At 67.5% G+C, this 19,899-nt stretch carries 17 protein-coding genes; 8 read left to right on the top strand and 9 right to left on the bottom strand.

Features of this window, described 5'->3' with window-relative positions; genetic code table 11:
• The first annotated feature begins 2 nt into the window (after positions 1 to 2).
• The gene (gene trxA, locus OG574_RS24385; protein ID WP_100597220.1) at positions 3 to 335 is read left to right on the top strand and encodes a thioredoxin; all 333 of its coding nucleotides are present in this window, start codon (positions 3 to 5) and stop codon (positions 333 to 335) included.
• 107 nt (positions 336 to 442) lie between these two features.
• Here trxA and OG574_RS24380 read toward each other — a convergent pair whose 3' ends face one another.
• The 9 genes from OG574_RS24380 to rpmH form a co-directional block, all read right to left on the bottom strand.
• The gene (locus tag OG574_RS24380) at positions 443 to 1,060 is read right to left on the bottom strand and encodes a GNAT family N-acetyltransferase (protein ID WP_326774944.1); all 618 of its coding nucleotides are present in this window, start codon (positions 1,058 to 1,060) and stop codon (positions 443 to 445) included.
• Between the two features lie 321 nt (positions 1,061 to 1,381).
• The gene (locus tag OG574_RS24375; RefSeq protein WP_326774943.1) at positions 1,382 to 2,485 is read right to left on the bottom strand and encodes a ParB/RepB/Spo0J family partition protein; all 1,104 of its coding nucleotides are present in this window, start codon (positions 2,483 to 2,485) and stop codon (positions 1,382 to 1,384) included.
• Positions 2,482 to 3,558: an AAA family ATPase gene (locus tag OG574_RS24370; protein ID WP_100597223.1), complete on the bottom strand. Its 1,077-nt coding sequence runs from the start codon at positions 3,556 to 3,558 to the stop codon at positions 2,482 to 2,484. The genes OG574_RS24375 and OG574_RS24370 overlap by 4 nt, the downstream gene beginning before the upstream one ends.
• A 517-nt stretch (positions 3,559 to 4,075) precedes the next feature.
• Positions 4,076 to 4,792 (bottom strand): 16S rRNA (guanine(527)-N(7))-methyltransferase RsmG, encoded by a 717-nt coding sequence (gene rsmG, locus OG574_RS24365; RefSeq protein ID WP_116512079.1) that lies wholly within the window; start codon positions 4,790 to 4,792, stop codon positions 4,076 to 4,078.
• Between the two features lie 106 nt (positions 4,793 to 4,898).
• Positions 4,899 to 5,414 (bottom strand): Jag family protein, encoded by a 516-nt coding sequence (locus OG574_RS24360; RefSeq protein ID WP_100597225.1) that lies wholly within the window; start codon positions 5,412 to 5,414, stop codon positions 4,899 to 4,901.
• 15 nt (positions 5,415 to 5,429) lie between these two features.
• On the bottom strand, positions 5,430 to 6,719 hold the full coding sequence (gene yidC / locus OG574_RS24355; protein WP_326774942.1) for a membrane protein insertase YidC: 1,290 nt from the start codon (positions 6,717 to 6,719) through the stop codon (positions 5,430 to 5,432).
• A gap of 3 nt (positions 6,720 to 6,722) precedes the next feature.
• The gene (gene yidD, locus OG574_RS24350; RefSeq protein WP_100597227.1) at positions 6,723 to 7,082 is read right to left on the bottom strand and encodes a membrane protein insertion efficiency factor YidD; all 360 of its coding nucleotides are present in this window, start codon (positions 7,080 to 7,082) and stop codon (positions 6,723 to 6,725) included.
• Positions 7,079 to 7,450 (bottom strand): ribonuclease P protein component, encoded by a 372-nt coding sequence (gene rnpA / locus OG574_RS24345; RefSeq protein ID WP_100597228.1) that lies wholly within the window; start codon positions 7,448 to 7,450, stop codon positions 7,079 to 7,081. The genes yidD and rnpA overlap by 4 nt, the downstream gene beginning before the upstream one ends.
• Before the next feature lie 18 nt (positions 7,451 to 7,468).
• A complete protein-coding gene (gene rpmH / locus OG574_RS24340) occupies positions 7,469 to 7,606 on the bottom strand; it encodes a 50S ribosomal protein L34 (RefSeq protein WP_100597229.1) in 138 nt (45 codons plus the stop codon).
• A 375-nt stretch (positions 7,607 to 7,981) separates the two neighbouring features.
• On the opposite strand from rpmH, the gene dnaA reads away from it, so the two are divergent.
• The 7 genes from dnaA (at position 7,982) to gyrA (ending at position 19,899) form a co-directional block, all read left to right on the top strand.
• Positions 7,982 to 10,018, top strand: coding sequence for a chromosomal replication initiator protein DnaA (gene dnaA / locus OG574_RS24335; RefSeq protein WP_326774941.1), 2,037 nt, complete (start codon positions 7,982 to 7,984; stop codon positions 10,016 to 10,018).
• A gap of 891 nt (positions 10,019 to 10,909) precedes the next feature.
• Positions 10,910 to 12,040, top strand: coding sequence for a DNA polymerase III subunit beta (gene dnaN / locus OG574_RS24330; RefSeq protein WP_116512073.1), 1,131 nt, complete (start codon positions 10,910 to 10,912; stop codon positions 12,038 to 12,040).
• A 177-nt stretch (positions 12,041 to 12,217) separates the two neighbouring features.
• Positions 12,218 to 13,093, top strand: a complete 876-nt coding sequence (gene gnd, locus OG574_RS24325; protein WP_100597233.1) for a phosphogluconate dehydrogenase (NAD(+)-dependent, decarboxylating) — start codon at positions 12,218 to 12,220, stop codon at positions 13,091 to 13,093.
• Positions 13,094 to 13,194: 101 nt separating this feature from the next.
• On the top strand, positions 13,195 to 14,319 hold the full coding sequence (gene recF, locus OG574_RS24320; RefSeq protein WP_326774940.1) for a DNA replication/repair protein RecF: 1,125 nt from the start codon (positions 13,195 to 13,197) through the stop codon (positions 14,317 to 14,319).
• On the top strand, positions 14,316 to 14,858 hold the full coding sequence (locus tag OG574_RS24315) for a DUF721 domain-containing protein (protein WP_326774939.1): 543 nt from the start codon (positions 14,316 to 14,318) through the stop codon (positions 14,856 to 14,858). The genes recF and OG574_RS24315 overlap by 4 nt, the downstream gene beginning before the upstream one ends.
• Before the next feature lie 274 nt (positions 14,859 to 15,132).
• Positions 15,133 to 17,229, top strand: coding sequence for a DNA topoisomerase (ATP-hydrolyzing) subunit B (gene gyrB / locus OG574_RS24310; protein ID WP_326774938.1), 2,097 nt, complete (start codon positions 15,133 to 15,135; stop codon positions 17,227 to 17,229).
• Positions 17,230 to 17,271: 42 nt separating this feature from the next.
• The gene (gyrA, locus tag OG574_RS24305) at positions 17,272 to 19,899 is read left to right on the top strand and encodes a DNA gyrase subunit A (protein ID WP_326774937.1); all 2,628 of its coding nucleotides are present in this window, start codon (positions 17,272 to 17,274) and stop codon (positions 19,897 to 19,899) included.

Genomic DNA, 19,899 nt, shown 5'->3' with positions numbered 1-19,899 from the left:
CCGTGGCCGGCAACCTCAAGAACGTGACCGACGCTTCCTTCGACGAGGACGTCCTCAAGAGCGACAAGCCCGTACTGGTGGACTTCTGGGCCGCCTGGTGCGGACCGTGCCGCCAGATCGCGCCGTCCCTCGAGGCGATCGCCGCCGAGTACGGCGACAAGATCGAGGTCGTCAAGCTCAACATCGACGAGAACCCGGCCATCGCCGCGAAGTACGGCGTCATGTCGATCCCGACGCTGAACGTCTACCAGGGTGGCGAGGTCGCCAAGACCATCGTCGGCGCCAAGCCGAAGGCCGCCATCGTGCGCGACCTCGAGGACTTCATCGCCAACTGATCGGCGATGCGGCTCCACGGCGGAGCGGCGATGTTTCACGTGAAACACGAACGGGCCAGCCCAACCGGGTTGGCCCGTTTGCGTGACCGCAGCGGATGGATCGGGACTCACAGAGGACGGAGTGCCGGTTCCTTCTGCACCGCTCCGAGGAGCCGGTCCAGGGCGAGCTCGACGTCCTCCTTCCACGAGAGCGTCGTACGCAACTCAAGGCGGAGGCGCGGATAAGAGGGGTGAGGACGCACGGTCTTGAAGCCCACGGCCAGCAGATGGTCTGCGGGCAGCATGCAGGCAGGCTCCTTCCACTGCGCATCGCCGAACGCCTCGATCGCCTTGAACCCCCTGCGCAGCAGATCCTTGGCGACGGTCTGCACGATCACCCGGCCGAGCCCCTGCCCTTGATAGCCGGGCATGATCCACGCCGTCATCAGCTGCACGGCATCGGGGGAGACCGGGCTCGTGGGGAAAGCGGTCGAGCGGGGGACGTACGCCGGCGGCGCGTAGAGCACGAAGCCGACCGGAACATCGTCCACGTAGACGACCCGTCCGCAGGAACCCCATTCCAGAAGGACAGCCGAGATCCAGGCCTCCTTCTCCAGCTCCGGAGTGCCTGCCTCTATCGCGGCTTGGCCGCTGACCGGATCCAGCTCCCAGAAGACACACGACCGGCAACGCTTGGGAAGGTCCGGAAGGTTGTCCAGTGTGAGCGGTACGAGCCGACGCCCCATGAAGGCAGATCCTCACTTCCTTCGCCCGCCGCGTCACGGGCGGCTGTCAGAGCGCTCCGTTCCCTGAGCAGGCTGCCGACGAACCCGCCGACCGCGCCCAGCCCGAGACCCGCGGTCATCAGCCCGGCACGACTCACCGATTGCATGACCCGCCTCCCGCATGAGGTGACTTTGAGGGGTGCGCTCTACCCCGTCGCATCGTATCCACGAAGCGATTCCATCGATACCGCCAGAAAGCAAAGAGCAGGCCGTGTTCCGGTACACACCGGACACGGCCTGCTCTCCTGAGACGTACGTCGAACGGGACCAACCCCCGTTCCCCTAGACCTCGTTCTCCTGGTCCTCGTCCGCCGCCGCTCCATGCTGGAGGACGGGCCCCTCACCCGGAGCGAGCTGACCGAGGATGCGCTCCAGATCGTCCATCGAGGCGAACTCGACGACGATCTTGCCCTTCTTCTGCCCGAGGTCGACCTTCACCCGCGTTTCGAACCGGTCGGAGAGCCGCGTGGCAAGTTCGCTGAGCGCCGGCGAGAGACGAGCTCCGGCCCGCGGACCCTTGGCGCGCGCCGTGCTCGTCGGGTGTGAGCCCATCAGGGTCACGATCTCCTCGACGGCCCGCACCGAGAGCCCTTCGGCGACGATCCGGTGAGCGAGACGGTCCTGCTCCTCCGAGTCCTCCACAGAGAGCAGGGCACGCGCATGCCCGGCCGAAAGCACGCCCGCGGCCACCCGGCGCTGAACGGCTGGAGAGAGCTTCAGGAGCCGCAGCGTGTTGGAGACCTGCGGCCGCGAACGGCCGATCCGGTCGGCCAGCTGGTCGTGCGTGCAGTTGAAATCCTTCAGCAACTGGTCATAGGCGGCTGCCTCTTCCAGCGGGTTCAGCTGAGCGCGGTGCAGGTTCTCCAGGAGCGCGTCGAGGAGAAGCTTCTCGTCGTCCGTCGCCCGGACGATCGCCGGAATGCGCTCCAGACCGGCCTCGCGGCAGGCGCGCCAGCGACGCTCGCCCATGATGAGCTCGAAGCGCGACGAGCTCAGCTGCCGTACGACGACGGGCTGGAGAAGCCCGACTTCCTTGATCGAGGTGACGAGCTCGGCGAGGGCGTCCTCGTCGAAAACCTCGCGCGGCTGCCGCGGGTTGGGCGTGATGGCGTCAATCGGAAGCTCGGCGAAGTACGCTCCCGCCGACGTCTCCGGAGCTTCCACAGAGCCGCCGAACGAGTCCCCTGTTTCATGTGAAACCTGGGGCTGCGGAAGGGAGGCAACCTTCGCCGCCGCCACTCCGCGCTCCGCCGTCAGGACGGGTCCGGCGGAGGGCGAGCTGGAGGCACCTCCCATCGCGCTGGCCGGTGCCGTCTTGTCGGGGGTGGGGGCTGCTGGAATCAGTGCGCCGAGGCCACGGCCCAGTCCCCTCCGTCGCTCACTCACTGGATACCCTCCACCGTGCTGTGCTGGTCAAGTTGAGTGCCCGTATGGGCGTGCTGAGCGTCGTAGCGGATACCGACCCCGCGCAGCGCCATCTCCCGCGCCGCCTCGAGGTAGGAGAGCGCACCGCTCGATCCCGGATCGTAGGTGAGCACGGTCTGCCCATAGCTCGGGGCCTCGGAGATCCGCACGGAGCGCGGGATGCTCGTCCGTAGGACCTCTTCGCCGAAGTGGCTCCGGACCTCGTCGGCGACCTGCGACGCCAGCCGGGTGCGGCCGTCGTACATCGTGAGCAGGATGGTCGACACATGCAGATCCGGGTTCAGATGCCCGCGCACGAGATCCACGTTGCGCAGGAGCTGCCCCAGGCCCTCCAGCGCGTAGTACTCGCACTGGATCGGGATCAGCACCTCGGCGCCGGCGACCAGAGCGTTGACCGTCAGCAGGCCGAGCGATGGAGGGCAGTCGATGAGGATGTAGTCCAAGGGCTGCTCATACGCCTGGATCGCGCGCTGCAGTCTGCTCTCGCGGGCCACCAGCGAGACCAGCTCGATCTCCGCACCGGCGAGGTCGATGGTGGCGGGGGCGCAGAAGAGGCCCTCCACATCGACCACGGGCTGTACGACTTCGGAGAGCGGCTTGCTCTCGACCAACACGTCGTAGATCGAAGGTACTTCGGCATGATGGTCGATACCCAGAGCCGTGGAGGCGTTGCCCTGTGGATCCAGGTCAATCACCAGGACGCGGGCACCGTGCAGTGCCAGCGAAGCGGCAAGGTTGACCGTTGTGGTGGTCTTGCCGACCCCGCCCTTCTGGTTGGCAACCACCATGACGCGGGTCTGCTCAGGTCGCGGCAGGCCCTCGCCTGCGCGACCAAGAGCTTCTACCGCCAGCTGGGCAGCACGACCGATAGGGGTGTCGTCCATCGGAGGCGGTGTTTCACGTGAAACATCCTCCCCCACCGACTCGGTACGGGGACCGGGGACCGGATCGGTCATCGGTCCCGCGATGTTGGCGTCGGACCGCAAGGATTCACTCTCCTCGACTTCAGGCTCGCAATGAACAGAGCCTCCCATGCTTTCGGGGTCGTGAACCAGCGAGGCCCTGTCTTCTGTGGAGGAAACGGCCTCTGTGGACAACTCCGTGCCCGATTCGAGGGATCCGAGAGGCCTGCGGTCGCGGGGTGCAGCCGCGGCGCGACCGCGACTGATGATGCCATGCAGCAGTGAGCGACGTTTCACGTGAAACACGATGCACCGCAGCCCGGTCGGCACCCGTGCGACACCCCGACATACATACGTTTGGCAGGTTTCGCGGAGTGCGAGTCGCCGTCAGGACGGATCAGTGCAGACGGATCAGTGGCAGTCCACTGACGCCCTTCGGAGTCAGCCAACCCTCGCTCCTCAGAGCCGACCGGCGCACGAGCCGGCGGCAGGAGACACACACCCCCGGCACCAGACGCAGGAGAACCACGAGACAAGCATCACCCAAAAAGCAGTGGCCGCTCGGGTCTCATAGACCCGAGCGGCCATCACCGCAAGAAGCGAACTGTCGCCTAGAACACAGCGGACGCCTCGTAGACGAGGAGCGACGTCAGCGTCGACGCCGGACCCGCCCGACGCGAGCCGCCTTGGCGCGCTTCGCCGCGAACCGCACACCGCCGGGGCTCTCGCCGACCTCGACGCGCACCACGGTCGAGAGGGGATCCACCACGCCCTCACCGACATGCAGCACCGAGGTGGCCACCGCACCGAGCTTGCTCAGGGCGGCCCCCGCACTCTTGACCTCTTCCTCGGCGGTGTCCCCCTTGAGGGCAAGCATCTCGCCGTACGGCCGCAGCAGCGGAACGCCCCACGCCGCGAGGCGGTCCAGCGGAGCGACAGCGCGCGCCGTCACCACATGGACGGGAGTCAGCTTGCCGAGAACCTCCTCGGCGCGGCCGCGGACCACGGTCACATGATCGAGTCCGAGGAGCTCGACGACCTCGGTGAGGAAGGTCGTGCGCCGCAGCAGCGGCTCCAGGAGCGTGATCTTCAGGTCGGGCCTGACCAGGGCCAGCGGGATACCGGGCAGCCCGGCGCCGGAGCCCACGTCGCACACGGTCACGCCCTCCGGCACGACCTCGGACAGCACGGCGCAGTTCAGGATGTGCCGCTCCCACAGCCGGGGCACTTCCCGGGGACCGATGAGACCACGCTGCACCCCCGCGTCGGCCAGCAGCTCCGCGTACCGGACCGCGTCCGTGTAGCGCTCGCCGAATACCGCTCGGGCCTGTTCAGGAGCCGGGGGAAGCTCTGCTGCCTCCGTCACGTGGACCGTCCTTCCGTACCGCGCTACCGCGTTGGGTGGCTGACTATCAGGCTGACAAAGATCGGCCCCGCCTGCGAACAGACGGGGCCGTAGAGCGACGTACCGCTCAGGCAGGGAGCACGACGACGAAGCGCTGCGGCTCCTCGCCCTCGGACTCGCTGCGCAGGCCGGCGGCCTTGACCGCGTCGTGGACGACCTTGCGCTCGAAGGGCGTCATCGGGTCGAGCTTGACCGGCTCGCCGTTGCTCTTCACCTCGGCCGCGGCCTTGGCGCCCAGCTCGGAGAGCTCCGCACGCTTCTTCGCGCGGTATCCGGCGATGTCCAGCATGAGGCGGCTGCGGTCCCCGGTCTCCCGGTGGACCGCCAGGCGGGTCAGCTCCTGGAGGGCCTCGAGGACCTCACCGTCGCGGCCGACCAGCTTCTGCAGATCGCGGCCGGACGAGTCGCTGACGATCGAGACGGCGGCGCGGTCGGCCTCGACGTCCATGTCGATGTCGCCGTCGAGGTCGGCGATGTCCAGCAGACCCTCGAGGTAGTCCGCCGCGATCTCGCCTTCCTGCTCGAGGCGAGTCAGGGTGTCGCTGCCCTCAGGAGCGGCGGAGGTGGTGGTGCCTTCCGTCACGGGATGGACTCCTTCTTACTTCTTGGACGGGGACTTGGGCCGCTGCGGGCCCTTGCGCTGTCCGGACTTGGCTTTGCTGCGGGCAGGGGTGCCGGAAGCGGGCTTGCCACCGGTCTGCTTGGCCTCCGGCTTGGCGTCTTCCGCCTCGTCCTTCTTCTCGAGGGACATGGGCTCGGGCGCTTCGGACTCGTCCTTGGCTGCGCCCTGGGCCGTGCCGTGCTGGCGCTGCGACTTGGACTGGCGCTTGGGCTGCTGCCGCTTCGGCGTACCGCCCGTCGTCTGAGTCCCGTCCTCGTCCTCGGTCAGGGTGCCGGCCGCGCTCTTGATGACCGTTCCGTCCGCCTGGGCGGCGAGGCTCACCTTGGTCAGGCCGTTGATGAACTTGCGCTCGAACTCGTTGCGGTCGCGGCCCTTGGCGACGATCGCCTTCACGATGCCGCGCTCCCGACGGTTGCGGGTCTTCTCGGCGTGCGTGACGTGCTTGAGCAGGCGCTCCAGGTGGGCGGCCTGGGCCTTGCTGCCCGGGGTGGGGTTCTGGCGGATGACGTACATCTGCTGGCCCATGGTCCACACGTTGGTGGTCAGCCAGTAGACGAGAACACCGACCGGGAAGTTGATGCCGAAGACGGCGAACATGACCGGGAAGACGTACATCAGCATCTTCTGCTGCTGCATGAACGGCGTCTTGACCGTCATGTCGACGTTCTTCGTCATCAGCTGGCGCTGCGTGTAGAACTGCGACGCCGACATCAGGACGATCATGATCGCGGTGACGACGCGGACGTCGGTCAGCGTGGCGCCGAGCGAGGCGACCTTGTCCGCGGAGTCCGTGAACTTGGCCGCGAGCGGGGCGCCGAAGATGTGCGCCTTACGCGCGCTCGCCAGCAGGTTGTCGTCGATGACACCGATCGTGGTGCCCGTCGCGATGCCGTTGAGCACGTGGTACAGGGCAAAGAAGAACGGGGACTGCGCCAGGATGGGAAGGCACGAGGAGAGCGGATTAGTACCCGTCTCCTTGTACAGCTTCATCATCTCTTCGGACTGGCGCTGCTTGTCGTTCTTGTAGCGCTCCTGGATCTTCTTCATCTCGGGCTGCAGTGTCTGCATCGCCCGAGTGGCCTTGATCTGCTTCACGAAGAGCGGGATCAGGCAGATACGGATCAGGATCACCAGGGACACGATGGACAGGCCCCAGGCCCAGCCCGTGTCCGGGCCGAAGATCGCCCCGTACAACGAGTGGAACTGGACGATGACCCACGAAACTGGTGTCGTGATGAAACTGAAAAAACCGGCAATCGTGTCCACTAATCAAGCTCCTTGAGCATGGGACGGGGTCTCGGCGGCGGGGCTCGAGGGGCTGGTGTGGCCACACTCTGAAGGCGCGCCGGCGGCGGAAGGCCCGCCCTTGCGTTCGCGCCAGGCGTTACGCAGCATTTCGTGCCACCGCGGACGCTTGCGCGGCGGAACGTGGTCGACACCGCCGAGCGACCACGGGTTGCACCGGAGGATGCGCCAGGCGGTGAGAGCTGTTCCCTTGATCGCACCATGGCGGTCGATCGCTGTGAAGCCGTAGTGGGAACACGACGGGTAGTACTTGCACACAGGCCCCAGCAGAGGGCTGATGGTCCACTGGTAGAGCTTGATCAAAGCAAGCAACGGGTATTTCATCGCGCGCCCCCTCCCAGCAGCCGCTGAAGGGCGGCGTCCAGGTCTCGGGCCAGCTCTGCATGGTCGGCGTCACCCGAGCCGGGCAACGCACGTACGACTACCAGGCTACCGGGGGACAAAAGTGCGAGTCGGTCGCGCATGAGGTGGCGAAGCCTGCGCTTCACCGCGGTACGTACGACAGCTCCACCGACTGCCTTGCTGACGACGAAACCCGCACGCGTCGGGGGAACGCTCTCCCCAGGCGCGTGCGGGTCCGTTGCACCGCTACGTAGATGGACGACAAGGAGCGGGCGGCCGGCCCGACGTCCTCGGCGTACCGCGGTCGCGAAGTCTTCGCGCCGCCTCAGCCGATTCTCGGAAGGCAGCACGTCATGACCTGTACGCGATCAGGCGGACAGCTCGGCGCGACCCTTGCCACGGCGGTTCGCGAGAATCGCGCGGCCGGCACGGGTACGCATCCGCAGGCGGAAGCCGTGGGTCTTGGCGCGACGACGGTTGTTCGGCTGGAAGGTGCGCTTGCTCACTCGGGGGCTCCAGAAATGATCGTGTAGTGGCGGGACATCGCCTGGCTGTCACCGTGCGCCCACGAGAAGCTCGCGTATACGCACCGAGTGCACCGCTTCACAATCACAGATCGTGATCTTTGCCCATCGGAGGCAGGCGGCAGCAGCCATCGACAACTCGACCTGGTCACGGTACGCGCGGCTAGTCCATCCGGTCAAACCGGCATCGGGTGAGGGACACTGTGCACAGCCTGTGGACAACAACTTGAACCGCACCGGTTGCCCTGACTACCGTGGCTGAACTCCGATTCGTTCCCTTCTCACCGCACCACCCCGATTTTCTTCCGACCCGTCCCAGAACCACACCTTCGTGGGACCTGCGAGAGAGCGTGCCTTGTGGCTGACGTACCTGCCGATCTTGCCGCAGTGTGGCCACGAGTTCTGGAGCAGCTCCTCGGGGAGGGCCGTGGGCAGGGCGTCGAGACGAAGGACGAACACTGGATCCGGCGCTGCCAGCCTCTCGCGCTGGTCGCCGACACCGCGCTGCTCGCCGTTCCGAACGAGTTCGCGAAGGGCGTACTCGAGGGACGGCTCGCGCCGGTCGTGGCCGAGACGCTGAGCCGCGAGTGCGGCCGCCCGATCCGGATCGCGATCACGGTCGACGACTCCGTCGGTGAACAGCCCGTCCCGTCCGCACCCCCCGTACCGCAGCACCGCTACGAAGAGCCCGAGCTGCCGCCGGCCCAGAACCAGGGCCAGAACCAGGCCCACGAGCCGTACGACCCGTACGGCCGCCGCTCTGACGACCATGCGCAGGGCCCCCGCGGTGATCAGTCCCAGGGCGCCCGCGCCGACCAGCTCCCGACCGCCCGCCCCGCGTACCCGGACTATCAGCGTCCGGAACCGGGCGCCTGGCCGCGGTCGCAGGACGAGTACAGCTGGCAGCAGCCGCGGCTCGGTTTCCCCGAGCGCGACCCGTACGCGAACCCGCCCCAGCAGCCGCAGCACGACTACCGGCAGCAGGAACGCTCCCCCTACGAGCAGCAGAACGAGCGCTCCCCTTACGAACAGCAGCAGGAACGCTCTCCCTATGAGCAGCAGGAGCGGTCGCCCTACGACCAGCAACCGGACCGGACGGGATACGACCAGCAGTCGGACCGCAATGGTTACGACCAGCAGGTCGAGCGCTCCGGATACGAGCAGCAGTCCGAGCGGTCGTCGTACGAGCAGCAGATGTCCGACCGTCAGGGGCGGCACGGCCGGCACGAGCGCCGTGATCTCAACGACGGTCCCATGGGGGGCCGCCCCGGGCAGGACGGGCGCACGGGACGCGGTGTCCCCAGTGGAGCCCCCGGACCGCTCGCCGCGCAGCCCGCGCCCGCGACGGGCCCCGGCGAGCCGACCGCGCGACTGAACCCGAAGTACCTGTTCGACACCTTCGTCATCGGTGCCTCGAACCGTTTCGCCCACGCGGCCGCGGTCGCCGTCGCCGAGGCGCCGGCGAAGGCGTACAACCCCCTCTTCATCTATGGAGAGTCGGGGCTCGGCAAGACCCACCTGCTGCACGCGATCGGGCACTACGCACGCAGTCTGTACCCGGGTACGCGCGTGCGCTACGTGAGCTCGGAGGAGTTCACGAACGAGTTCATCAACTCGATCCGCGACGGCAAGGGCGACAGTTTCCGCAAGCGGTACCGCGAGATGGACATCCTTCTTGTCGACGACATCCAGTTCCTCGCGGACAAGGAGTCGACGCAGGAGGAGTTCTTCCACACCTTCAACACGCTCCACAACGCGAACAAGCAGATCGTGCTCTCCAGTGACCGGCCGCCCAAGCAGCTGGTGACCCTGGAGGACCGGCTGCGCAACCGCTTCGAGTGGGGTCTGATCACCGACGTCCAGCCGCCCGAGCTGGAGACCCGTATCGCCATCCTTCGTAAGAAGGCGGTGCAGGAGCAGCTGAATGCTCCGCCGGAGGTCCTCGAGTTCATCGCGTCCCGCATCTCGCGCAACATCCGCGAGCTGGAGGGGGCGCTGATCCGGGTCACGGCCTTCGCGTCGCTGAACCGGCAGCCGGTGGACCTCGGTCTGACGGAGATCGTCCTCAAGGACCTGATCCCCGGCGGCGAGGACTCGGCCCCCGAGATCACGGCGACGGCGATCATGGCGGCGACGGCCGACTACTTCGGCCTGACGGTGGAGGACCTGTGCGGATCGTCGCGCAGCCGCGTCCTGGTGACGGCACGCCAGATCGCGATGTACCTGTGCCGTGAACTCACCGACCTGTCCCTGCCGAAGATCGGGGCGCAGTTCGGCGGCCGCGACCACACGACCGTCATGCACGCGGACCGCAAGATCCGTGCGCTGATGGCCGAGCGGCGGTCCATCTACAACCAGGTCACCGAGCTCACCAACCGCATCAAGAACGGCTGACAGCGGCCTTCAGACCCCTCTGTACGACGTCGAAGGGCGCCCCGGGACAACTCCTGGGGCGCCCTTCTTCGTTGCGGCGGGACGGGGCGGCCGGACGCGATGTTCGATTCCGGTCCCTGGTTACGGGTCTTCTCCACAGATGTGCGGACTTTCTTGCGTCCACACCCTGGGGACTGCCAAGTTGTCCAGACTGTGTCCACAGGGCCCCGCGCTGAATGACCATCAGACCAGGTCAGACGGCTGTGGATTCGTGGACAAAAGATCTCCACAGGCTGTGGACAAGATCTTCCTCCACAGGGTGTGGGTTTCGTTGTCCACCGTCGACCCACAGGTCAGAGGCCCTTGTGCACAGCTGCGGGCGGCTTCTCCACACAGCTGTCCACTGTTCGGCAACAGAACGCGTGGAATCACCGTGCCGAGTGAAAGGCGTCACATCAGGGCGTGTGATTGGGCTGTGGGGAACCGGGGAAAAGCTGGGGACAGCCCTGGGGAGAAGTGGCCCCGGCCTGTGCATCGGGTGTGCAGAACTTTTCCCCGTCCACAGAGAACCCCGGTTGTCCACCGCTCGCGCCCACAGGCCCGGTGGACAAAAAACCGACTCTGACCTGCGAAAAGGCAGTTATCCACGGTTTCCACAGCCCCTACTACTACTCCCAACTAGAGATAGCTGGGAATCAGGATTGAAGTGGGGGCTGTGCACAACTCGGGGTCCGGTGCCCGACAGCGGGTCGGCACGACTTGACCCCGAGCGGCAACGACTGTCAGCGCCGTACGTCAGACTGTTCCCCGGTGTCCTTCCCATGTGGCGGCTGAGCGACACCGAGTCACACGACGAAGACCGAAGACCAACGCAGGGCGAGAGCAGCCAGCAACAGCAGGAGGCGGCTTACGGTGAAGATCCGGGTGGAACGCGATGTACTCGCGGAGGCAGTGGCCTGGGCGGCGCGCAGCCTCCCGGCCCGACCGCCTGCGCCTGTCCTCGCGGGCCTTCTCCTGAAGGCCGAGGAGGGCGCACTGAGCCTGTCGAGCTTCGACTACGAGGTCTCGGCGCGGGTCTCGGTCGACGCGGAGATCGACGAAGAGGGCACGGTCCTCGTCTCCGGCCGGCTCCTGGCAGACATCTGCCGTGCCCTGCCGAACCGTCCGGTGGAGATTTCCACAGACGGTGTACGAGCGACCGTGGTCTGTGGCTCCTCGCGATTCACACTCCACACCCTGCCTGTGGAGGAGTACCCGGCGCTGCCGCAGATGCCGACCGCGACGGGCACCGTCCCCGGTGAGGTCTTCGCCTCCGCCGCGGCCCAGGTGGCCATCGCCGCGGGCCGTGACGACACCCTGCCGGTACTCACGGGTGTGCGCATCGAGATCGAGGGCGACACGGTCACTCTGGCGTCCACCGACCGCTACCGCTTCGCGGTCCGCGAGTTCCTGTGGAAGCCGGAAGACCCCGAGGCGTCCGCGGTCGCCCTGGTGCCCGCCAAGACGCTCCTGGACACCGCCAAGGCGCTCACCAGCGGTGACACGGTCACCCTGGCCCTGTCGGGCTCCGGCGCCGGTGAGGGTCTCATCGGCTTCGAGGGCGCCGGCCGCCGTACGACGACGCGTCTACTCGAGGGCGACCTGCCGAAGTACCGCACCCTGTTCCCGACGGAGTTCAACTCCGTGGCCGTCATCGAGACCGCCCCCTTCGTGGAGGCCGTCAAGCGTGTGGCCCTCGTCGCCGAGCGCAACACCCCGGTGCGGCTCAGCTTCGAGCAGGGCGTGCTGATCCTGGAGGCCGGCTCCAGCGACGACGCACAGGCTGTGGAAAGGGTCGACGCCCAGCTCGACGGCGACGACATCTCGATCGCCTTCAACCCGACGTTCCTGCTGGACGGTCTGAGCGCGATCGACTCCCCGGTCGCCCAGCTCTCCTTCACGACCTCCACGAAGCCGGCGCTGCTCAGCGGCAGGCCGGCCGTGGACGCCGAGGCGGACGACGCGTACAAGTACCTGATCATGCCGGTGCGGCTGTCGGGCTGACGCTCCACAGGGCATGGCCGCCGGGCGTTCGCCTGAGCGGCTATGCCCACAGGTGTGCGTGAACTCCCCCTCTGCCCGAAAGGCGTGGGTGGTACCCCCAGGCTTAGGCTCGGAACACAGGTGCGGGAGTGCCTCACGCACCACCTCACGCCCGGTCGCAACTTAAGGAACCACCTGATGGAGCTCGGTCTCGTCGGTCTCGGCAAGATGGGCGGCAACATGCGCGAGCGCATCCGCCGCGCCGGCCACACCGTCATCGGATACGACCGCAATCCCGACCTCGCGGATGTCCACAGCCTCGGGGAGCTTGTGGGCAAGCTCAAGGCCCCGCGTGTGGTGTGGGTGATGGTGCCCGCCGGCGGCCCGACCCAGGCCACCGTCGACGAGCTCGCCGACCTCCTCTCGCCCGGCGACGTCGTGGTGGACGGCGGTAACTCGCGCTGGACCGACGACGAGAAGCACGCCGTCGAGCTGGGCATCAAGGACATCGGCTTCGTCGACTGCGGCGTCTCCGGCGGCGTCTGGGGCCTGGAGAACGGCTACGCGCTGATGTACGGCGGCAGCAAGGAGAACGTCGCCAAGGTCCAGCCGATCTTCGACGCCCTCAAGCCGGAGGGCGAATTCGGCGCCGTCCACGCGGGCAAGGTCGGTGCGGGCCACTTCGCGAAGATGGTTCACAACGGCATCGAGTACGCCATGATGCAGGCCTATGCCGAGGGCTGGGAGCTCCTGGAGAAGGTCGACTCCGTCACCGACGTGCGTGAGGTCTTCCGCTCCTGGCAGGAGGGCACGGTCATCCGTTCCTGGCTGCTCGACCTGGCGGTCAACGCGCTGGACGACGACGAGCACCTGGACAAGCTGCGCGGCTTCGCCGCCGACTCCGGAGAGGGCCGCTGGACGGTCGAGGCGGCCATCGACAACGCGGTGCCGCTGCCCGCGATCACCGCTTCCCTCTTCGCGCGCTTCGCGTCGCGCCAGGACGACTCGCCGCAGATGAAGATGATCGCGGCCCTGCGTAACCAGTTCGGCGGCCACGCCGTCGAGAAGAGCTAATCCACAAAGCGAACCCACACCTCGTCCACGAAGCTCCACGAAGCTCCACGAAGAAGTCATCCACACCCGCTCCACACCTTGGGGGAGGTCGGCGAACGACCATGCACGTGACGCATCTGTCGCTGGCCGACTTCCGCTCGTACGCCCGGGTCGAAGTCCCTCTCGATCCGGGCGTCACCGCGTTCGTGGGTCCGAACGGGCAGGGCAAGACCAACCTCGTCGAGGCGGTCGGCTATCTCGCCACCCTCGGCAGCCACCGGGTCTCCTCGGACGCGCCGCTGGTCCGCATGGGCGCCGAGCGCGCCGTCATCCGGGCCGCGGTCCGGCAGGGCGAGCGCCAGCAGCTCATCGAGCTCGAGCTCAACCCGGGCAAGGCGAACCGCGCCAGGATCAACCGATCCTCGCAGGTCAGACCTCGTGACGTGCTGGGCATCGTGCGCACGGTCCTGTTCGCGCCGGAGGACCTCGCGCTCGTCAAGGGCGACCCCGGCGAGCGCCGCCGCTTCCTCGACGAACTGATCACCGCCCGCTCCCCGCGCATGGCCGGCGTGCGGTCCGACTACGACCGCGTACTCAAGCAGCGCAACACGCTCCTCAAGTCGGCCGCGCTCGCCCGCAGGCACGGCGGCCGGTCAATGGACCTGTCGACCCTCGACGTGTGGGACCAGCACCTCGCGCGCGTGGGCGCCGAGCTGCTCGCGCAGCGGTTCGACCTGATCGCCACGCTCCAGCCGCTCGCCGACAAGGCGTACGAGCAGTTGGCGCCCGGCGGCGGCCCGCTCGCCCTCGACTACAAGCCGTCCTCGCCCGAAATCGACGGCCACGCGCGCGAAGAGCTCTACGAGCAGCTGATGGCCGCCCTCGAAGCGGCCCGCAAACAGGAGATCGAGCGGGGCGTCACCCTCGTCGGACCGCACCGCGACGACCTGATACTCAAGCTCGGCCAGCTGCCTGCGAAGGGGTACGCCAGCCACGGCGAGTCCTGGTCGTACGCGCTGGCTCTGCGCCTGGCCTCGTACGACCTGCTGCGGGCCGAGGGGAACGAGCCGGTGCTCGTGCTCGACGACGTCTTCGCGGAGCTCGACGCGCGGCGCAGGGAGCGTCTCGCCGAGCTGGTCGCCCCCGGCGAGCAGGTCCTGGTGACGGCCGCGGTGGACGACGATGTGCCGGGCGTCCTGGCGGGCACGCGGTACGCGGTGTCCGAAGGAACGGTGGAGCGGGTATGACCGAGGACACATCCGGCGACGCCCCCCAGAAGGCCCCCGAGCCGTCCGGCGTCGACCTCGCGCGCGTGGCCCTGCGCGCCGCGAAGGAGCAGGCACGCGCGCGAGGAGTGGCCGACCAGCAGAAGAAGCAGGCCCGGCGAGGCGGCGGACTGAGGTCCGGGGCGCGCGCCGATGGCCGCGACCCGGTCGCGTTCGGCGCGGCCATCAACCGGCTGATCACCGAGCGCGGCTGGGAGGCACCGGCCGCTGTCGGCGGTGTCATGGGCCGCTGGCCGGAGATCGTGGGCGAGGACCTCGCCAAGCACTCCGAGCCCCTGAAGTACGACGAGGACGAGCGTGTCCTGACCGTCCAGTGCGACTCGACGGCCTGGGCGATGCAGCTGCGTTACCTGGCTCCGACGCTGGTGGCGCGGCTCAACGAGGACCTCGGGCACGGCACCGTACGGCTTCTGAAGATCCTTGGGCCCAACGCTCCCGCACGCCGCTTCGGCCCCCTGCGCGCCCCAGGAAGCAAGGGTCCCGGCGACACCTACGGGTGAGTCGGGGGAGCTGCCGACCGGGGGTTGACACCCGGTTGACGCCCGGAAGCGCTGAGTGCCGCTGTGAGCCTCTTGGAGCCCCGGGACGCATATGGGGAGTCGGCAGAGGCCGGTTCAGGGCGGCACATGCGGACTCAGGTACCGGCAAACCCCCATCACTGTCGGCGCTACCGGTAGACTGAGAGCTAATCCCGCCCCACTTGTGGGACAACCGAGCAACGCTGACTATCGCTGAACGACGCAGCCGCTCCGGCCACCGCCGGGAGCTTGGCTTGTGCTGTGCCAGAAAGGGCGCTTCGTGGCCGATTCCGGCAACCCCAACGAGAACATCCCGTCCACTGCCGCCGACGCCGTCGGCCAGGCCCCGGCGGAGGCCAGTCAGTCCTCCGGCGAGGTGACCTCGGCCTACGACGCCAGCGCCATCACAGTCCTCGAGGGTCTGGACGCGGTCCGCAAGCGGCCCGGCATGTACATCGGCTCGACCGGTGAGCGCGGCCTGCACCACCTGGTGCAGGAGGTCGTCGACAACTCCGTCGACGAGGCGCTGGCGGGCCACGCGGACACGATCGACGTGACGATCCTGCACGACGGTGGTGTGCGCGTCGTGGACAACGGCCGCGGCATCCCGGTGGGCATCGTCCCGTCCGAGGGCAAGCCCGCCCTCGAGGTCGTGCTGACCGTGCTGCACGCGGGCGGCAAGTTCGGCGGCGGCGGCTACGCGGTCTCCGGCGGTTTGCACGGCGTGGGCGTCTCCGTCGTCAACGCGCTGTCCATGAAGGTCGCCGTCGAGGTCAAGACCGACGGCCACCGCTGGACCCAGGACTACAAGCTGGGCGTCCCCACGGCCCCGCTCGTGCAGCACGAGGCCACGGACGAGCACGGCACGTCGGTCACCTTCTGGGCCGACCCGGACATCTTCGAGACCACCGAGTACTCCTTCGAGACGCTGTCGCGGCGCTTCCAGGAGATGGCGTTCCTCAACAAGGGTTTGAGGATCAAACTCACCGACGAGCGTGAGTCGGCGAAGGCCGTCGCCGGGGCGGACGAGGCGGGCGCCGACGAGAAGCCCGAGGTCAAGGCCGTCGAGTACCACTACGAGGGCGGCATCGTCGACTTCGTGAAGTACCTCAACTCCCGCAAGGGAGACGTGGTGCACCCCTCCGTCATCGACCTGGAGGCCGAGGACAAGGACAAGCTCCTGTCCCTCGAGGTCGCGATGCAGTGGAACAGCAGCTACACCGAGGGCGTGTACTCCTTCGCCAACATCATCCACACGCACGAGGGCGGCACCCACGAAGAGGGCTTCCGCGCCGCGCTGACCTCGCTGATCAACAAGTACGCGCGCGACAAGAAGCTGCTTCGCGAGAAGGACGACAACCTCACGGGTGACGACATCCGCGAGGGTCTGACGGCGATCATCTCGGTGAAGCTGAGCGAGCCGCAGTTCGAGGGCCAGACCAAGACCAAGCTGGGCAACACCGAGGTGAAGACCTTCGTCCAGAAGGTGGTCTACGAGCACCTGAACGACTGGCTGGACCGTAACCCCGTCGAGGCCGCGGACATCATCCGCAAGGGCATCCAGGCTGCCACCGCGCGCGTGGCGGCCCGCAAGGCCCGCGACCTCACCCGCCGCAAGGGCCTGCTGGAGTCGGCGTCCCTGCCGGGCAAGCTCTCCGACTGCCAGTCGAACGATCCCACCAAGTGCGAGATCTTCATCGTCGAGGGTGACTCCGCCGGCGGCTCGGCCAAGTCCGGCCGTAACCCGCAGTACCAGGCCATCCTGCCCATCCGAGGCAAGATCCTGAATGTCGAGAAGGCGCGGATCGACAAGATCCTGCAGAACCAGGAGATCCAGGCGCTGATCTCCGCCTTCGGCACCGGAGTCCACGAGGACTTCGACATCGAGAAGCTCCGCTATCACAAGATCATTCTGATGGCGGACGCCGACGTCGACGGTCAGCACATCAACACCCTGCTGCTGACCTTCCTGTTCCGCTTCCTGCGGCCCCTCGTCGAGGCCGGCTACGTGTTCCTCTCGCGCCCGCCGCTCTACAAGATCAAGTGGGGTCGTGAGGACTTCGAGTACGCGTACTCGGACCGTGAGCGCGACGCCCTGACGGAGCTCGGCCGCCAGCAGGGCAAGCGGATCCGTGAGGACTCGATCCAGCGCTTCAAGGGTCTCGGCGAGATGAACGCCGAGGAGCTGCGCATCACCACGATGGACATCGAGCACCGCGTGCTCGGCCAGGTCACCCTCGACGACGCAGCCCAGGCGGACGACCTGTTCTCCGTCCTGATGGGCGAGGACGTCGAGGCACGCCGCTCGTTCATCCAGCGCAACGCCAAGGACGTCCGCTTCCTCGACATCTGAGTCGGTCTCAGCTGACCGCATCAGAAAGGATCTTCACCAGCAATGACCGACGAGAACACTCCCCCCACGCCTGAAGAAGGCGTCGAGATCAACGTCAGCGTCGAAACGGTGCCCGAGGAGGGCGCCCAGCGCATCGAGCCCGTCGGGCTCGAGACCGAGATGCAGCGCTCGTACCTCGACTACGCGATGTCCGTCATCGTGTCGCGCGCCCTGCCCGACGTCCGGGACGGCCTCAAGCCCGTCCACCGCCGCGTCCTGTACGCGATGTACGACGGCGGCTACCGGCCCGAGAAGGGCTTCTACAAGTGCGCCCGCGTCGTCGGCGACGTCATGGGCAACTACCACCCGCACGGCGACTCCTCGATCTACGACGCCCTGGTCCGCCTGGCCCAGCCGTGGTCGATGCGTATGCCGCTGGTGGACTCGAACGGAAACTTCGGCTCCCCGGGCAACGACCCCGCCGCCGCCATGCGCTACACCGAGTGCAAGATGGCGCCGCTGTCCATGGAGATGGTCCGTGACATCGACGAGGAGACCGTCGACTTCACGGACAACTACGACGGCCGCTCCCAGGAGCCGACCGTCCTGCCGGCCCGCTTCCCGAACCTGCTGATCAACGGCTCCGCGGGCATCGCGGTCGGCATGGCCACCAACATCCCGCCGCACAACCTGCGCGAGGTCGCCTCCGGCGCCCAGTGGTACCTGGAGAACCCGGAGGCCACGCACGAGGAGCTCCTGGACGCGCTCATCGAGCGCATCAAGGGCCCGGACTTCCCGACCGGCGCCCTGGTCGTGGGCCGCAAGGGCATCGAGGAGGCGTACCGCACGGGCCGTGGCTCCATCACGATGCGCGCGGTCGTCGAGGTCGAGGAGATCCAGAACCGCCAGTGCCTGGTGGTCACCGAGCTCCCGTACCAGGTCAACCCGGACAACCTCGCGCAGAAGATCGCCGACCTGGTGAAGGACGGCCGCGTCGGCGGCATCGCCGACGTCCGCGACGAGACCTCGTCGCGGACCGGCCAGCGCCTCGTCATCGTCCTGAAGCGCGACGCCGTCGCCAAGGTCGTGCTGAACAACCTCTACAAGCACACCGACCTCCAGACGAACTTCGGCGCCAACATGCTGGCGCTCGTCGACGGCGTGCCGCGCACCCTCTCCCTGGACGCCTTCATCCGTCACTGGGTGAGCCACCAGGTCGAGGTCATCGTCCGCCGTACGAAGTTCCGCCTGCGCAAGGCCGAAGAGCGCGCCCACATCCTGCGCGGCCTCCTGAAGGCCCTGGACGCCATCGACGAGGTCATCGCGCTCATCCGGCGCAGTGACACCGTCGAGATCGCCCGCGAGGGCCTGATGGGCCTCCTGGAGATCGACGAGATCCAGGCCAACGCGATCCTCGAGATGCAGCTGCGCCGGCTGGCCGCCCTGGAGCGCCAGAAGATCGTCGCCGAGCACGACGAACTGCAGATCAAGATCAACGAGTACAACGCGATCCTGGCCTCGCCGGAGCGCCAGCGTCAGATCATCAGCCAGGAACTCGCGGCGATCGTCGAGAAGTTCGGCGACGACCGACGCTCCAAGCTGGTGCCCTTCGACGGCGACATGTCAATTGAGGACCTGATCGCCGAAGAGGACATCGTCGTCACCATCACGCGCGGCGGCTACGTCAAGCGCACCAAGACGGTCGACTACCGCTCGCAGAAGCGCGGCGGCAAGGGCGTACGCGGCACGAAGCTCAAGGAAGACGACATCGTCGACCACTTCTTCGTGTCGACGACGCACCACTGGCTGCTGTTCTTCACGAACAAGGGCCGCGTCTACCGCGCGAAGGCGTACGAGCTCCCGGACGCCGGCCGTGAAGCGCGCGGCCAGCACGTGGCCAACCTGCTGGCCTTCCAGCCGGACGAGGCGATCGCCGAGATCCTCGCGATCCGCGACTACGAGGCGGCCCCCTACCTGGTCCTCGCCACAAAGGGCGGCCTCGTAAAGAAGACCCCCCTCAAGGACTACGACTCGCCCCGCTCGGGCGGCGTCATCGCCATCAACCTCCGCGAGACGGAGGACGGCTCCGACGACGAGCTGATCGGCGCCGAGCTGGTCTCCGCCGAGGACGACCTGCTGCTCATCAGCAAGAAGGCGCAGTCCATCCGCTTCACTGCAACGGACGACGCGCTGCGCCCGATGGGCCGTGCCACATCCGGTGTGAAGGGTATGAGTTTCCGCGAGGGCGACCAGCTGCTCTCGATGAATGTCGTCCGGCCGGGTACGTTCGTGTTCACTGCCACCGACGGCGGGTACGCGAAGCGGACCGCCGTCGACGAGTACCGCGTCCAGGGTCGCGGCGGCCTCGGTATCAAGGCCGCCAAGATCGTGGAGGACCGCGGATCGCTCGTCGGCGCGCTGGTGACCGAGGAGACCGACGAGATCCTCGCCATCACGCTGTCCGGCGGTGTGATTCGTACGCGAGTCAACGAGGTCAGGGAGACGGGCCGTGACACCATGGGCGTCCAACTGATCAACCTGGGCAAGCGCGATGCCGTGGTCGGTATCGCTCGTAACGCCGAGGCCGGTCGCGAGGCGGAGGAGGTCGACGGTGACGTCATCGTCGACGAGTCCGTCGAGGTCGAGACGGCTGTCGAAACGGACGAGGGCACGGAGTCCACGGCCGAGTAA

Source organism: Streptomyces sp. NBC_01445, assembly GCF_035918235.1.
In the GTDB taxonomy this organism is placed as follows: domain Bacteria; phylum Actinomycetota; class Actinomycetes; order Streptomycetales; family Streptomycetaceae; genus Streptomyces.
This window is presented reverse-complemented; position numbering and strand designations above follow the sequence as displayed.

Coding starts and splice junctions, on each gene's coding strand:
- recF (WP_326774940.1), top strand. CDS start 13,195: ATGCACGTGACGCATCTGTCGCTGGCCGACTTCCGCTCGTACGCCCGG.
- OG574_RS24315 (WP_326774939.1), top strand. CDS start 14,316: ATGACCGAGGACACATCCGGCGACGCCCCCCAGAAGGCCCCCGAGCCG.
- yidD (WP_100597227.1), bottom strand. CDS start 7,082: ATGAAATACCCGTTGCTTGCTTTGATCAAGCTCTACCAGTGGACCATC.
- gyrA (WP_326774937.1), top strand. CDS start 17,272: ATGACCGACGAGAACACTCCCCCCACGCCTGAAGAAGGCGTCGAGATC.
- gnd (WP_100597233.1), top strand. CDS start 12,218: ATGGAGCTCGGTCTCGTCGGTCTCGGCAAGATGGGCGGCAACATGCGC.
- OG574_RS24370 (WP_100597223.1), bottom strand. CDS start 3,558: ATGGGAGGCTCTGTTCATTGCGAGCCTGAAGTCGAGGAGAGTGAATCC.
- OG574_RS24380 (WP_326774944.1), bottom strand. CDS start 1,060: ATGGGGCGTCGGCTCGTACCGCTCACACTGGACAACCTTCCGGACCTT.